The sequence below is a fragment of the Streptococcus infantis genome (genome assembly GCF_047465185.1).
Classification (GTDB): domain Bacteria; phylum Bacillota; class Bacilli; order Lactobacillales; family Streptococcaceae; genus Streptococcus; species Streptococcus infantis_O.
This window is the reverse complement of sequence record NZ_JASHAJ010000001.1, coordinates 339,577-354,670: the sequence shown is the minus strand read 5'-3', so window position 1 is coordinate 354,670 and position 15,094 is coordinate 339,577. Positions and strand designations below refer to the sequence as shown.

At 38.5% G+C, this 15,094-nt stretch carries 19 protein-coding genes and 1 tRNA gene; 3 read left to right on the top strand and 17 right to left on the bottom strand.

The window, feature by feature from the left end:
- Positions 1-3 precede the first annotated feature (3 nt).
- From QM382_RS01785 to QM382_RS01745, 9 genes are all read right to left on the bottom strand, one after another.
- Positions 4-327 carry a hypothetical protein gene (locus tag QM382_RS01785; RefSeq protein ID WP_414272235.1) on the bottom strand — a complete coding sequence of 108 codons (324 nt, stop codon included), beginning with the start codon at positions 325-327 and terminating at the stop codon, positions 4-6.
- 81 nt (positions 328-408) lie between these two features.
- Positions 409-1,296, bottom strand: a complete 888-nt coding sequence (locus QM382_RS01780; protein WP_414272234.1) for a DUF6710 family protein — start codon at positions 1,294-1,296, stop codon at positions 409-411.
- Positions 1,293-1,958: a lantibiotic ABC transporter permease gene (locus QM382_RS01775; protein ID WP_414272233.1), complete on the bottom strand. Its 666-nt coding sequence runs from the start codon at positions 1,956-1,958 to the stop codon at positions 1,293-1,295. The genes QM382_RS01780 and QM382_RS01775 overlap by 4 nt, the downstream gene beginning before the upstream one ends.
- Before the next feature lie 121 nt (positions 1,959-2,079).
- Positions 2,080-2,151 (bottom strand) — tRNA-Arg (locus QM382_RS01770).
- Positions 2,152-2,193: 42 nt separating this feature from the next.
- Complete coding sequence (gene rplS / locus QM382_RS01765; RefSeq protein WP_001068670.1) at positions 2,194-2,541, bottom strand: 50S ribosomal protein L19; 348 nt, start codon at positions 2,539-2,541, stop codon at positions 2,194-2,196.
- Positions 2,542-2,659: 118 nt separating this feature from the next.
- Positions 2,660-2,989 carry a fluoride efflux transporter CrcB gene (gene crcB / locus QM382_RS01760; protein WP_247921436.1) on the bottom strand — a complete coding sequence of 110 codons (330 nt, stop codon included), beginning with the start codon at positions 2,987-2,989 and terminating at the stop codon, positions 2,660-2,662.
- Positions 2,983-3,357, bottom strand: coding sequence for a fluoride efflux transporter CrcB (gene crcB / locus QM382_RS01755; RefSeq protein WP_247921435.1), 375 nt, complete (start codon positions 3,355-3,357; stop codon positions 2,983-2,985). Before crcB (QM382_RS01755) ends, crcB (QM382_RS01760) begins: the two co-directional genes overlap by 7 nt.
- Positions 3,354-3,620, bottom strand: a complete 267-nt coding sequence (locus tag QM382_RS01750) for a chorismate mutase (protein WP_006148651.1) — start codon at positions 3,618-3,620, stop codon at positions 3,354-3,356. The genes crcB (QM382_RS01755) and QM382_RS01750 overlap by 4 nt, the downstream gene beginning before the upstream one ends.
- Before the next feature lie 113 nt (positions 3,621-3,733).
- Positions 3,734-4,177 carry a flavodoxin gene (locus QM382_RS01745; protein ID WP_004253355.1) on the bottom strand — a complete coding sequence of 148 codons (444 nt, stop codon included), beginning with the start codon at positions 4,175-4,177 and terminating at the stop codon, positions 3,734-3,736.
- Positions 4,178-4,280: 103 nt separating this feature from the next.
- Between QM382_RS01745 and QM382_RS01740 the strand changes: the two genes are divergently transcribed.
- Complete coding sequence (locus QM382_RS01740; protein WP_254724103.1) at positions 4,281-5,219, top strand: DHH family phosphoesterase; 939 nt, start codon at positions 4,281-4,283, stop codon at positions 5,217-5,219.
- A gap of 92 nt (positions 5,220-5,311) precedes the next feature.
- Positions 5,312-5,554: a type B 50S ribosomal protein L31 gene (locus QM382_RS01735; RefSeq protein ID WP_004253349.1), complete on the top strand. Its 243-nt coding sequence runs from the start codon at positions 5,312-5,314 to the stop codon at positions 5,552-5,554.
- A gap of 199 nt (positions 5,555-5,753) precedes the next feature.
- Here QM382_RS01735 and QM382_RS01730 read toward each other — a convergent pair whose 3' ends face one another.
- The 4 genes from QM382_RS01730 to QM382_RS01715 all read right to left on the bottom strand — a co-directional run bounded on the left by QM382_RS01730 (position 5,754) and on the right by QM382_RS01715 (position 9,528).
- Positions 5,754-6,029, bottom strand: a complete 276-nt coding sequence (locus QM382_RS01730) for an HU family DNA-binding protein (RefSeq protein ID WP_004253345.1) — start codon at positions 6,027-6,029, stop codon at positions 5,754-5,756.
- A 107-nt stretch (positions 6,030-6,136) separates the two neighbouring features.
- The gene (locus tag QM382_RS01725; protein WP_414272232.1) at positions 6,137-6,973 is read right to left on the bottom strand and encodes a DegV family protein; all 837 of its coding nucleotides are present in this window, start codon (positions 6,971-6,973) and stop codon (positions 6,137-6,139) included.
- Positions 6,974-7,142: 169 nt separating this feature from the next.
- The gene (locus QM382_RS01720) at positions 7,143-8,375 is read right to left on the bottom strand and encodes a tetratricopeptide repeat protein (protein WP_414272231.1); all 1,233 of its coding nucleotides are present in this window, start codon (positions 8,373-8,375) and stop codon (positions 7,143-7,145) included.
- The gene (locus QM382_RS01715; RefSeq protein WP_414272230.1) at positions 8,365-9,528 is read right to left on the bottom strand and encodes an AI-2E family transporter; all 1,164 of its coding nucleotides are present in this window, start codon (positions 9,526-9,528) and stop codon (positions 8,365-8,367) included. The genes QM382_RS01720 and QM382_RS01715 overlap by 11 nt, the downstream gene beginning before the upstream one ends.
- A 187-nt stretch (positions 9,529-9,715) precedes the next feature.
- Between QM382_RS01715 and QM382_RS01710 the strand changes: the two genes are divergently transcribed.
- Positions 9,716-10,729, top strand: a complete 1,014-nt coding sequence (locus QM382_RS01710) for a lactonase family protein (protein ID WP_414272229.1) — start codon at positions 9,716-9,718, stop codon at positions 10,727-10,729.
- A gap of 41 nt (positions 10,730-10,770) precedes the next feature.
- Here the strand turns inward: QM382_RS01710 and QM382_RS01705 are convergent, their stop codons facing one another.
- The 4 genes from QM382_RS01705 to atpA form a co-directional block, all read right to left on the bottom strand.
- Entirely contained in the window at positions 10,771-11,190 is a 420-nt protein-coding gene (locus tag QM382_RS01705) for a F0F1 ATP synthase subunit epsilon (protein WP_006148659.1), read from the bottom strand.
- Positions 11,191-11,200: 10 nt separating this feature from the next.
- The gene (atpD, locus tag QM382_RS01700) at positions 11,201-12,607 is read right to left on the bottom strand and encodes a F0F1 ATP synthase subunit beta (protein WP_414272228.1); all 1,407 of its coding nucleotides are present in this window, start codon (positions 12,605-12,607) and stop codon (positions 11,201-11,203) included.
- 80 nt (positions 12,608-12,687) lie between these two features.
- Entirely contained in the window at positions 12,688-13,566 is an 879-nt protein-coding gene (locus QM382_RS01695) for a F0F1 ATP synthase subunit gamma (protein ID WP_195183333.1), read from the bottom strand.
- 15 nt (positions 13,567-13,581) lie between these two features.
- Positions 13,582-15,087, bottom strand: coding sequence for a F0F1 ATP synthase subunit alpha (gene atpA, locus QM382_RS01690; RefSeq protein ID WP_414272227.1), 1,506 nt, complete (start codon positions 15,085-15,087; stop codon positions 13,582-13,584).
- Positions 15,088-15,094 lie beyond the last annotated feature (7 nt).

The window sequence follows — 15,094 nt, the reverse complement described above, 5'->3', positions numbered from 1 at the left end:
CACCTAGTCCTTCAACACTCCTACTTTTATATCTGTATAGAATTTTTCATTAATTGCTGTGGTAAAAAAGAAGGGAGGAGTCAACTCTTTATAATCTCGAAAACGAATATAGCCTGCTAAAAAGTCAATTCCTTCTCTTACTGACTCATCATCTGGTTCCAAAATTCTAGTTGAAACAGTATTTAAAACTTGAAACATACTATGATACAAAAAGTCTTTCGGCAAAGCGTTTTCGATATACTCTTCTTCTACTGGAATAAACAGTTCCATCAACACATCTTGATTTTCTTCAATTGGAATGTTTGTTGGAATATAAACCTTAAACAAGACTTCTCCTGGCTTTCTAAAAGTGCTCAAACAAGTTTCAATCGTTGTTGGGCCATTTTTATAAACCCTTGTTTAAAATAATCATTTTTTTAAATACTTTGTAATATAGGTTGGGAAATATTCTAGATGTCCTTGCAAGAGTCTACCAATTTCAAAATAAACTCCCAGTAAGTTCTTAGTATTCAAAACAATTTCTTTTTCTGAATTTGTAACAGGAATCACTCTGTTATCTCTTTTTGAAATAAAATCATTCCCATCAAATACTACTTCTTCATATAGAGCTCTCATATCTAAAATCATCTCAATAGCAGACTCCCCGTCTCCTTCCAAAATAGAAGATAATTGTGAATGGTTACCGCCATTGCACACAATCAACCCCAGCGGAAAATAGTAATAATTTTTAAGATTATGCAACCATTTTTCATCTTCAGTACTTAGAACATTATCTTGGTTAATATCAATAATATTCTGCAAAATCCTTAAAGAGTTCCAAGGTCTTAACAAAATAGGATGGTCTGTAAATTTATAAACAATTTTATCTTCATCAATTCTATGTTCATAACTACGATAAGGATTATGTTCAGAGTATTCAAAATAATAACGTTCAACTTCCACTTTGACTTCATTCATTAAATTTGAAAAAATAGCAGAAGCATATGGCAATTCACTGTAATAATCAGCTTCAAGACACTCTTTAGCAACTTTAAAATTATACTCTAGAGACAGTAACTTTAGATACTTCTCAATAGCTATCCATTTTTTATTTTCAATGAGTTCATTAACATTAGATAAATGCTTTTCTAAAGCCTTTCTATTTCTTTCCTTAATTTCTTCTTTTTCTGCTTCTTTCAATTCTTCAAGGAACTCTTTCCTAATTTCTTCCTTTGCTGTTTCTTTCAATTCTTCAAGGAACTCTTTCCTAATTTTCTCATCATGTTTTTTATAAATTAAATCATAAACAATACTCATTTTATTTCTCCTCTGTAAATAAAGTTATTCGTGCTTTTCTTTTTCCAACCTGTAAATACTCGTGCATATTCAAGCCAATAGAAGGGAAGACAGACTATGCTCGCTACAACAAGGGAAGTAACAACATATACCGCCGGCAACGTAAATAAACGTGCTATAACCACTACAATTGCTGAAATCAATAGGCAAACAACTGAAGGAAAAAATAAAAGATTCTTCCTATACTCACCATGTGGTAATTTCTTAGCTTTAGGGACAATTAACAACTGGTAAACAAAGGTTAGTAGTTGAAACATAATGCTTAAGACAATCAACACCATGAAGACAGACCAGGAGTCATCTCCCAAAAATAAAGAACTCCAGAAAAGAAACTCAACATGAGAAATTAAAATAGAACTAGCTGGAATCAATTGCAATAATCTTGATTTGGAAAACTTTTGAAATAGCAAGTACATGAACACGAGTACCAGTATATGAAGAATAGTAATGTAAAGGATAATCATACTCATATCATGCATCTCACCTTCTATAAAAAAAGAGACTATAAATATCAGCAAAGCAAAAATCACTTCCATTGCAGTTGATTTTAAAAAGTCAGAGTTCTTTATAGGACTAGTATCCACAACTGCCATATTCAAAAATTCATAATATCTTTCTTTCATTTCTCTCTCCCAAAAACAACAAAATCTACATCTATTATAACACACCATAGATATCATATTAAATGTTCAAAATTTGGTCAAAGAAAAAACACTGGTTATCCAGTGTTTTTGTGGCTAGTTTCGCTCCCTGCAGGAATCGAACCTGCAACTACTCCTTAGGAGGGAGTTGTTATATCCATTGAACTAAGGGAGCTAGAGAAAAACCCTGCCTTGCAGCAGAGTTTTTATCATCGAATTAACGACGGATTTCTTTGATACGAGCTGCCTTACCTTGAAGAGCACGCAAGTAGTACAATTTCGCACGACGTACTTTACCGTAACGAACAACTTCGATCTTTTCAACACGTGGAGTGTGGATTGGGAAGATACGTTCAACACCTACACCGTTAGAGATTTTACGGACTGTGTAGTTTTCTGAGATGCCAGCACCTTTACGTGCAATAACAACACCTTCAAAGATCTGAACACGTTCACGGTTTCCTTCGACAACTTTCGCGTGTACACGAACAGTGTCACCAGGACGGAATGAAGGGATATCTGTACGAAGTTGACCTTCAGTCAAGCTTTGGATTAATGGATTCATTTTATTCTCCTATCTTTGTCAATCTTGAGGAAACTTCCTCAGCGGATAAACTGTATTTTTGTGCGTCCATTACACACAAGATACAGTTTATCAAAATTCCTAGAAAAAGTAAAGAAATTTAAAGCAAAATTCCCAAAAAAATTGCAAGAAAACCAAGCAAGTAGGTTAATAATAAATAACTATAAAATGCCTTCTTGTCATTGATCAGTCTTTGGAGTTCATCATTCAAAGTTGAGAAAGTAGTCAAGCCACCACAAAAACCTGTCGCAAGGATAAGATAGATTTCTTTTGATTCCACATGATTATAAAATAAGCCAATCAGAAAACAGCCAAGAATATTGGCTATGAGAGTTCCTAGAGGCAGTACTGAACCCTGATTATAACGGGAAAAGAAATAACGAACAAGAGCACCCAGTCCACAAGCAAGTGCTAGATAAAATACTACCATTTCTTCCTCCCTAGACAATAAGCTAATAAAAGTCCGCCACCGACGCTCAAAATCAAATACGTCACCAAACTAAGGTAGCGCCCTGTGTCCAGCAATTTCACTGCATCTAATAGGAGACTAGAAAAAGTCGTTAAGCCACCACAGAATCCTGTTCCAAGCGCTAGAATAGTGCCTTTACTACTTCCCTTATAAACCAGATAACCTTTTACAAGGTAGACAAGGCAAAAAATTCCTAAATAGTTGACTACTAGTGTTCCCCAAGGGAAGTCTGGACTAGATGGCAACCATCTCGAAATCTGAAAACGCACAATTCCCCCCAGCATACCAGCTAGAAAGATTCCTAGAGGGTAAAATTTTTCTTTTTTCATTTGATCGTTTTATCCTGATAATCACGTGAACGTTTGAGAATATCTGAAAAAGTCTCAACAATTGTATCTTCGTATTTTTTATTGCCTACACGACTTTTGACTTTCTCAAAGATAACTTCTTCTCTTTTAGTATCTAGAATAGGTTTTCCTGAAGCTTTTTTATAGGCAACTACTCCTTCAACTAAATGCATCCTCTCTTCTAAAAGTTGAACGATCTGGTCATCGATTTTATCGATTTCTTGTCGAATATTATCTAAATCCATAGAGTCTCCTTTTTAATTGAACTATTGTACCAAAAAGCACTAAATAGGCTAGTAAAGTCCTAATCCTGTTTAATAAAAACTGCACTGACAACTTTCATCAGTGCACTTCATGCTTATCCTACTTTAGCAGCCAATTCTTCTGCGAATTGCTCCAAGCGTTCAATATCTTCTTCCTCGGCAGAAAGGTCAACTTTAACGCACTCTGAACCCTTTTCAGCTCCAGTAGCGATAAATACTCGGTCGAAGTCATCAACAGCTTTACAGAATTCATCGTAGAAAGTATCACCTGATCCGACTACACCATAGATTTTACCGCTCAAGTTGAGGTCTGCTAGATCTTCGTAGAAGTCCATCATCTCATCTGGTAATTCTCCATCTCCGTAGGTATAGGTTGCGACAATGGCGATGTCTGCTTCTAAAAAGTCAGAAGCGTCAACGGTTGTACACTCATCAACATCCACTTCTAAACCACATTCTCTTAATTTATCTGCTACAATATCAGCGATTTCTTCAGTATTACCGGTCATACTGGCAAATACAATTTTTGCTAATGCCATAAGGTCCTCCTCAATTAATCTTTCTCCATTATATCACATCTTTTTCATTTTAAAAATAAAAACTCTTGTGCTACAATGAAATGAGAAAGAATTGAGGTTCATTATGGAAATTTGTCACCAAATTTTAGAAAAAATCAAAGCATATAATACTATTATCATCCATCGTCATATGAAACCAGATCCTGACGCTTTGGGGAGTCAGGTAGGTTTAAAAGCCTTGCTTGAGCATCATTTTCCAGAAAAAACGATAAAAGTAGTTGGTTTTAATGAACCAACCTTAACTTGGCTTGCTAAAATGGATCAGGTAGAGGACACAGACTATCAAGGTGCACTTGCCATTATCTGTGATACAGCAAACACAGCACGTATTGATGATAAACGATATCTTAATGCTGAGACAATTATCAAAATTGACCACCATCCAAATGACGAAGTTTACGGCGATCTTGTTTGGGTAGATACGAACTCTAGTAGTGCGAGTGAGATGATTGCTCTTTTTGCTGAAGCAACTAACTTAGAATTATCCGACTACGCTGCTAAAATGCTCTGCGCTGGAATTATTGGTGATACCGGCCGTTTTCTCTACCCTTCTACTTCTGCACGCACGCTTCGTATGGCAAGTCAACTCAGAGAGCATAACTTTGACTACGCTGAATTAACTCGTAAAATGGATACTATAAGCTTTAAGATTGCCAAACTCCAGGGTTATGTCTATGATCACTTAGAAGTTGATGAAAATGGTGCTGCTCGTATCACTCTCACCCAAGAAATCTTGAAGAAATACGACGTTACTGATGCGGAAACAGCAGCCATCGTTGGAGCTCCGGGCCGTATCGATACTATTAGCCTTTGGGGAATCTTTGTGGAGCAAGCAGATGGTCACTACCGCGTACGTCTTCGCAGTAAATTTGTCCCTATCAATGGTGTCGCAAAAGAACATGATGGCGGTGGCCATCCTCTTGCTAGTGGGGCAAATTCGTATAGTTTAGAAGAGAACGAGCTCATCTACCAAAAATTAAAAAACTTGCTGAAAAATAGATAAAAAGCTTGCCAAACTTTTCAGAATCTGATAGACTAGTATGGTAACAATCTATGGCTCGCAAAGAGACCATGGCAGAAAGGAAATATTGCAAAATGAAAAAAGATATCCATCCAGAATATCGCCCAGTTGTCTTCATGGACACAACTACTGGTTACAAATTCCTTAGCGGTTCAACAAAACGCTCTAGCGAAACTGTTGAGTTCGAAGGCGAAACTTACCCATTGATCCGTGTGGAAATTTCATCAGACTCACACCCATTCTACACTGGACGTCAAAAGTTCACTCAAGCAGATGGACGCGTGGATCGTTTCAACAAAAAATACGGTCTCAAATAATCAACCGCATTACTTGCATAAGGTTGAACAAAAACAACTTCGAATCGAAGTTGTTTTTTTGTTGCTTTCATGAGCATCATCGATGAGTTTTTCAAATGTAGTTCGACTAGAAGTACTATTTTAACTTCCCTTACTACTTTCATGCTCCCTACAAACAAAAAAGCCTGTCACTTAATATGACAGACTTTTTATAAAATCATTATTTAACTGCTTCTTTAAGAGCTTTACCAGCTTTGAATGCTGGAACTTTAGAAGCTTTGATTTTGATTTCTTTACCAGTTTGTGGGTTGCGACCTTTACGAGCTGCACGTTTACGAACTTCGAAGTTACCAAAACCAATCAATTGAACTTTTTCACCAGCTGAAAGGAATTCAGTTACAGCTGCGAATACAGCGTCAACTGCTGCTGCTGAATCTTTCTTAGTCAATTCTGTAGCTTCTGCTACTTTAGCGATCAAATCTTGTTTGTTTGCCATGTTAATGAATCCTCCAAAATTATTTCTAATTAACACTTATAATCATAACCTAAAATTCCTTTTAGGTCAAGTCAAAAACACGTTTTTATTGATTTTTCTTCATTTTTTTAGGAATTATAGCGAATTAAGATCGCCCAGGCGTTTTCTCCGGTGTGAGTTTGGATAATTGAGCCTGTTTCTAGGACTGAAATCGGTTTTTCAACGTAAGGTTGTAGAACAGCTTTCATCTCGTTTGCAAATTCATTTGTACCTGCATAAGAAATACCAATCTCAGCTACTGAACGATTTGAAAGAGTGGCTACTAACTCATCCAACCATTTCTTAAAGGTTTTTGAACCACGTCCTTTGACAATCGGTTGAAGCTCATGGTCTTTCATTTGCATAACTACTCGAATATTAAGTAAAGAGCTCAGCAAACCAGTAACACGGCCAATGCGACCACCTTTTACAAGATTTTCTAAAGTTGAAACACCGATGTAGAGTTCAGTGTGATTTTTTACGTCCTCTACATGGGTTAGAATAGTTTCAAAGTCTTTTTCTTCTTGTGCTAATTTCGCTGCCTCTACAACTTGGAACTTCAATGCCTGATCTGTGAATGAACTATCCAAAACAGTGACATCTGCTGTTGACAAACTTGCTCCTTGACGAGCCGCTTCAACAGTTCCTGATAAAGCATGGGACATGTGAATAGCTAGAATCTGACTACCATCCTTACCCAAATCATCAAAAATTTCTGCAAAGAGTCCCACTGGTGGTTGACTAGTCTTGGGAAGATTTTTACTAGCTTGCATCAAGCGAAGAAATTCTCCTTCTTCGAGATCTGCATCTGAATAAAGGACACTATCAATCATTACAGATAGTGGAACAACAGTAATATCAAATTCTTTAACCACTTCCGGTTCAATAGTAACCGAAGAATCCGTTACAATTTTTACTTTTGTCATTTTGCTAATCTTTCTATTTTTACTATTGTTGATTATTCAACTTATAACTATAACAATTATATCAAAAAAATACTAAAAGTTCATACTCAATCCACCTAAATTTAAAGCATTTATACTTCTTTTTATTAAAAAAAGAAAATCACCTATGCTTGGTGATTATCTTTTGTATTTAAGATAAATAATCATACAAATCTTGCATTTGTAAATCATCGGGTACTAATTGTAGATAGGATTGAATGATGTCTTTTGCTTCTTCTAGCTTACCTAACTCTCTTAACAAATAAATAAACTGTTCCAAAAACTCTGGATTATCCTTGAGTTCAGTAGCAAGTTCCTTATAGAGATCATATGCTGCATCTAATTCTTCAGTCTCTTGATAACTTCGAGCAATCATCCATTTAGTCAAGAGGTTTTCAGGTTCATAGACCGCTAAAGCTAGAATATCTTCGTATCTTTCTTGTTCTTGGTAGATGGTAGCTAAGCGTAGCAAAATTTCTTCCTGGTCATCAGCATTTTCTTGTGCTTGAATCAGATAAGTTTCTGCTTGCTCAGGTTGATGTAACTCATAAGATAGCTGAGATGCAAGGAGTAAGAGCCGAGTTTCAAAAGGATTTTTTGACAAGCCCTGTTGAGCTATTTTAAGAGCCTCTTCTGTCTGATGCTCTTTATGAAGGGCTTGACTATAACCATATTCATAACCCTCAAAATCTGGGGAAATAGTGTCTAGTTGTTTAAAGTATAGTACGGCTTTCTGGTAGTCCTCTTGATCAAAATAGAGACTTGCAAGCTCAAAGGCTGTTTGGTCATCATATTCTAATTCTAAGGCTTTTTCTAAAAATTCTATTGCAGATTCAAACTTACCAAGTCGTGCATAAGCAAGACCAATTCTCTGATAGGTCGAAATTCCAGTTTGATCGTAGATAACTCGATTATCTAATTGAGCATAGCCTTTAATGGCTTCTAAATCGTTTCCTAGCTCACTATCTAGTTCAGCTAGTCCAAATATCAGGAGAGGGTCATCAGAGTAGTTACGAGCTTCTAAGAGCTTCTCACGCGCAACATCTGTCAATCCTTCCATCTGATATAAATCTGCTTTTAAGGCAAGAGCTGATACGTACCATTCACTTTCCGGACCAATCTTCTCTAAATAATCAAAAGCTTCTTCGATAAGTCCATCCTCACCAGCTATAGCAGCTAGATTGATGTAGACTTCTGGAAATTTTGGTGCTAGTTTCTCATAGATTTGTGCTGCCTGTGGATAGAAACCAATCCCTTCGAGATATGCAGCAAGTTCAAGAAGAACTTCATCTGAATCTTCCTCTAGGGCTTTTTGGAAAAAAGATTCTGCTTTTGATAAATCTTGTTGCTCCAAGGCTTCGAGCATTTGTTGACTATTGTTCACCTTCAGTCTCCTCTACTGGTTCATAAAGTCCACTAACTCCTTTATACCAATCAAATATTGCTGAGATGACTACTTTTGCGGAAGCGTAGATTGGAATACCTAGCAATACACCCCAAATACCAAACATGGATCCTGAAGTTAATAGAACAAAAAGAATTGTGATTGGGTGAATATTCAATTGGCTTCCTAAAATCAATGGTGATACAAAGCGTCCTTCAATAGTTTGCTCTACAATGAAAACGATAATAACTTTTAAGAGCATAACAGGACCAGCAATCAAACCCAAAACAAGGGCTGGAATCATTGCAAGAAAACTACCTAGATAAGGAACTAAATTGAGAAAACCGGCTGTAATACCTAAAGTAACAGCATAACGAAGTCCTATAATCTTGAATAAGATAATAAACATGATAGCTACGATTACAGCGACCGTAATTTGTCCTCTAACATAATTGGAAAGTTGTTGATTGACTTCTGAAAGAACCTTACCAACTGGTTCTCTCAATTTATTTGGTAAGAATTGAGTAATATAGTCTCTAAGTCCTTTTCCATCTCGAAGGAGATAAAAGAGCATAAATGGCATGATGATCAGAGCGACAATGACCTGTGACGTTCCACTGATAAGAGCACTTACCCAGTTAACAGCCTTAGAAGAAATATTACTTGCCCAAGCAGTTGCTTGTGTTGAAAAATTAGCTAAAACTTGCTCCAGTTGGGGTCTAAAGTCATCTGGCAAACGCTTGGTTATAAGGTCATTAATGACTCTATCAGCATCCTCTAGATAACTTGGGACATTTTGCGCAAAAATTACTACTTGACGTTGAAGGTTTGGAATTGCAACGGCTAGTCCAATAATCAAGAGAATGGCAATAATGACAAAGATAATACTAATGGCTAAGACACGGTTAATCTTGTACTTCTCCATCAGATCTACTAGTGGATTTAAGAGGTAAAAAAGTAGACCCGATAAGATAACCGGCAACATGACTACTGATAAAAAGTCTATAACTGGGAAAAATAAAAAGCTAATTTTACTGAGAATAAAAATATTGAGACCTAATAACAAGGTTACCAAGAAAACAGTGATCGCTTTATTGTCTAAAAACCATTTAAAAAACCAAGATAAGGTAAAGTGTTTCTCTTTTTGTTCCATTTTTTCTTCCTTTCCTTTGTCCTAACATTATACCATGTTTTAAGAAAAATAAGGGTTTTTTATAGTCTTTTAGCAAGGGATAAATTTGTCTTCTTGACAAGGGAAGAGCTATTTTACTGACTTAGATTTTTCATCTAGTAGACCTTTTTATGTTATAATTGAAGTATATTTTTCTAGAGGTATGAATATGAAAGAAACAGTCTATTTTGGAACTTATACACGCCGTATTTCTCAAGGGATCTACAAGGCTGATTTTGATACAGAAACAGGCAAACTCTCAAATCTAGAGCTCTTTGCAGCAGAACCAAGTCCAACCTATTTGGCCTTTGATCAAGACCAGCATTTATACACAGTTGGAAGCCATGATGGCAAAGGGGGAATTGCAGCTTATCAGACTGATGGGACTCTACTTAATCACGTCGTTGAAGAAGGGGCACCTCACTGCTATGTTGCAGTTGATGAGAAACGAGGGCTAGTCTATGGCGCTAACTACCATAAAGGACAGGTGCTAGTCTATAAACGAAAAGAAGATGGCAGTCTTAAATTAGCTGATATTGCTCAACATACCGGCCATGGTCCACATGAAAACCAAACTTCTCCTCACGTACACTACACAGATTTAACACCAGACCAATATTTAGTAACTTGTGACTTAGGTACTGACCAAGTTACTACCTACGATGTCAGTCCAGAAGGAAAATTAAAGAAATTAGCAAGCTACAATTCTAATCCTGGTGCTGGAGCTCGCCACCTTGTTTTCCACCACCACTACAAGATTGCTTATCTCATTTGTGAACTCAATAGTACGATTGAAGTATTGATTTACGATGGTGTCGGAGAATTTGAACAAATGCAGGTCATTTCAACCTTACCAGATGACTATGATGGTTTCAATGGAACTGCCGCTATTCGTCTCTCAAAAGATGGTAAATTCCTCTACGCTTCTAACCGAGGACATGATTCTATTGCTGTCTATAGCGTTTTAGCAGATGGTAGCTTGGAGTTATTAGAGATTGTTCCAACACATGGGAAAAATCCACGTGATTTTGATTTATCACCTGACCAGGAGTTCCTCATCGCTGTTCACCAGGATTCTGATAATGCGACAGTCTTTAAACGCAATCCTGAAACTGGTCGACTTGCAGAACTTTCGAATGACTTTCATGTACCTGAAGCGGTCTGCATTAGTTTTCATAACTAACAAAAAAAAGAACTTGAATAAAGATCAAGTTCTTTTTTATTTTATAATTTATTTCCGACATTAATACGGTTAATAGCACGTTGCAATGCAATTTTAGCACGGCGCTCTTGGTCGATTAAGTGTTTGTCTTGTGCTTCTTCGATTTCACGTTCTGCACGAAGTTTAGCACGTTCTGCACGACTAACATCAATATCGCGCGCACGTTCAGCTGAGTCAGCAATAATGGTAATGACATTATTAGCAATCTCAATGATTCCTCCGTTTACTGCAATCCAGTTCACATGAGTATCATCATCGATGCGTTTAACCTTTACTTCATCAACTGCTAGAACCGCAATCATATTTTCATGTCGTGGCAAGATCCCCATCTCACCATCCAGAGTTCGTACCGATACAAAGCTGGCATGGTGATCATAGACGAGGCCATCTGGTGTCACGATCTGGACAGTTAAATGTGCCATAGATCACCTCTTAAAATCCCATTTTTTCAGCCTTAGCAATAACATCTTCGATTGAACCTACTCCACGGAAGGCATCTTCTGGAAGGTGATCGTGTTTACCGTCAAGAATTTCCTTGAAGCCACGAACTGTTTCAGCTACTGGAACATAAGATCCTGGTTGACCAGTAAACTGTTCCGCAACGTTGAAGTTTTGTGACAAGAAGAACTGAATACGGCGTGCACGAGCAACCAAAGTCTTTTCTTCATCAGAAAGTTCATCCATACCAAGGATAGCGATGATATCTTGCAACTCATGGTAACGTTGAAGCACACGTTTCACTTCTGCAGCTACTGCATAGTGCTCTTCTCCAACGATTTCAGGTGCCAAAGCACGTGAACTTGAAGCAAGAGGGTCAACGGCAGGGTAGATACCCAATTGTACCAATTTACGCTCCAAGTTGGTTGTTGAATCCAAGTGAGCAAAAGCTGTTGCTGGCGCTGGGTCAGTATAGTCATCCGCTGGCACATAGATGGCCTGGATAGAGGTTACAGAACCCTTCTTAGTTGAAGTGATACGTTCTTGCAATTGACCCATTTCTGTTGCAAGGGTTGGCTGATAACCAACGGCTGATGGCATACGACCCAAAAGGGCAGATACTTCTGAACCAGCTTGTGTGAAACGGAAAATGTTGTCAATGAAGAGAAGAACATCTTGACCTTCTACATCACGGAAGTATTCAGCGATTGTCAAACCAGTAAGGGCAACACGCATACGTGCTCCTGGTGGCTCATTCATCTGACCAAATACCATGGCTGTTTTTTCGATAACGCCTGATTCTTTCATTTCCCAGTAGAGGTCGTTCCCTTCACGAGTACGTTCCCCAACACCAGTAAATACTGAGATCCCACCGTGTTCTTGGGCAATATTGTGAATCAATTCTTGGATCAATACGGTCTTACCAACTCCGGCACCACCGAAGAGCCCGACCTTACCACCTTTAAGGTAAGGGGCAAGAAGGTCGATAACCTTGATCCCTGTTTCTAGAATTTCTGAAGAGGTAGACAATTCATCAAAAGTTGGTGCTTTTTTATGAATTGGCTGACGCTCTGCATCTTCACCAAAAGGAGCTTCCAAGTCAATGGTATCTCCCAAAACGTTGAAGACACGTCCTAGAGTTTCTTTCCCAACTGGTACTGAGATTGGACGACCTGTGTCCAATACTTCCAAACCACGGGTCAAACCATCAGTTGATTCCATAGCGATGGTACGAATCATACCATCTCCCAACTCTAAGGCTACTTCAAGGACGATTTTTGTTTTTCTTTCGTCATTTTTGTAGACGACAAGTGCATTATTAATCTCTGGTAGTTCCTCACCTGCTGCAAACATGACGTCTACAACGGGACCGATAACCTGAGCAATTTTACCTGAACTCATCTACTTCTCCTATTCTGTATAAGATACTATCGGTTCCTAGTATGACTAGGTCCTAAGTTCATTTCTCTGAGCAAGATGCTTTATTCTAAAGCACTAGCTCCTGCTACGATTTCTGTAATTTCTTGTGTAATCGCCGCCTGTCTGGCACGGTTATACTGAATTGTCAAATCATTAATAACTTTTTTAGCATTATCTGTCGCTGTCTGCATAGCTGTCATCCCAGCAGCATTTTCAGCTGTCTTGGCATCAATAATAGCACCGTAAATCATACTTTCTGCAAACTGTGGCAATAGTTGATCCAAGATTTCTTCACGACTTGTTTCAAGCTCAAATGTCAAGCTGTAGTTTTCATCTGCTTCATTTGGGTCCAAGTCGACAATTGGAAGCATCTGCTCCACACGCATTTGACTTGTCAGTGTGTTCACGTGGTGGTTGTAGCAAACATAGAGCTCATCGAAAAGTTCATTTTGATACATTTCAATGGTTTTTGAAATAATCTTATGAACTTCATCGAAGCTTGGTTGACTGGCTAGACCACGCAATTCATAAATTGGCTGAATACCACGAGCTTTAAAGAAGTCTGCTCCCATACCACCGATACAGATGACTTCAAAATCATCACCTGAAGGATGGTATTCTTGTTGCAGTTCCATGACAGCCTTCAAGATTGAAGAGTTATATCCTCCAACAAGACCACGGTCAGATGTAATGACGATATAGCCTGTTTTTTTGACAGGGCGACTAATCAACATTGGATTCGTTGATCCGCCAGCACCATCACCGTGAAGGATATCTGTAAGGAGTTTACGGACTTTTTGAGCATAAATCTGGAAGTTGCGTGCAGCTTCTTCAGAACGACCTAACTTAGCTGCAGAAACCATCTGCATGGCGTTAGTAATTTGACTAGTATTTTTCGTTGAGGCGATTTTTGTTTTAATATCATTTAGAGATACTGCCATCTGACACCTCTATTCTTATTGGAAGCTGGATTGATTGAGAAACTCGGTAATCGCAGCATCCAAGACTGCTTCTTCTGGCAAGTCTTTTGTTTCACGAATAGTTTCCAAAATCTCAGGATGTTGGGCATCAAAGAAGGCATGAAACTCTTCCTCGAAACGGACAATATCATCTACTGATACAGTATCCAAGAATCCATGAGTCAAGGCATAAAGAATGGTTACTTGTTTCTCAACAGGTAGTGGTTTATGAACAGGTTGTTTCAATACTTCTACAGTACGACGACCACGGTTCAATTTAGCCTGTGTAGCTGCATCCAAGTCTGAACCAAATTTGGTGAAGGCTTCCAACTCTCGGTATGAAGCAAGGTCGATACGAAGAGTACCAGCAACCTTCTTCATGGCTTTAATCTGAGCAGAACCACCAACACGAGATACAGAAGAACCTGCATCAATAGCCGGACGAATACCCGCATTAAAGAGACTATCACTTAGGAAGATTTGTCCATCCGTAATAGAGATTACGTTTGTGGCGATATAAGCTGAGATATCTCCAGCTTGGGTCTCGATAAATGGAAGAGCAGTGATAGATCCACCACCAAGCTCATCTGAAACCTTAGCAGAACGCTCAAGTAGACGGCTGTGAAGGTAGAAGACATCCCCTGGGAAGGCTTCACGACCTGGAGGACGACGAAGCAAGAGAGAAAGTTCACGATAAGCTACCGCTTGTTTAGATAAGTCATCATAAACGATCAACACATGCTTCCCTTGGTACATGAACTCTTCCGCCATAGCAACCCCTGCATAAGGTGCAAGGAAAAGCAATGGTGAAGGTTGTGAAGCTGAGGCTGTCACAACGATTGTGTAATCCAAGGCACCGTACTGACGAAGTGTTTCTACTTGTGTACGAACTGTTGATTCTTTTTGTCCAATCGCTACATAGATACAGATCATATCTTGACCTTTTTGGTTCAAGATAGCGTCAATAGCGATAGTTGTTTTCCCTGTTTGACGGTCACCGATGATCAACTCACGTTGGCCACGACCGATTGGAACAAGGGCGTCAATAGCTTTCAAACCAGTTTGCAATGGTTCTGATACAGACTTACGTTGCATAACACCAGGAGCTGGTGCTTCAACTGGACGAGTTTTATCTGTGTTGATTGGACCAAGTCCGTCTACAGGACGACCAAGTGGATCGACAACACGTCCAATCAAGCTATCACCAACTGGAACTTCCATGATTTTCCCTGTACGACGAATTGTATCGCCTTCACGAATATCTGTAAAGTCCCCAAGGATGATAATACCGACGTCTGTTGATTCCAAGTTTTGCGCCATACCATAAGAGCCATTTTCAAAAATCAACAGCTCACCGCTCATGGCGTTTTCGAGTCCATGTGCACGCGCAATCCCGTCACCGATGTAGGTTACAACACCTGTTTCAGTCACATCAAAATTGGGTTTGAAATTTTCAATTTGTTGCTTAATTAAAGCGCTGATTTCTTGTGCGTTAATTGCCAAAAGAACA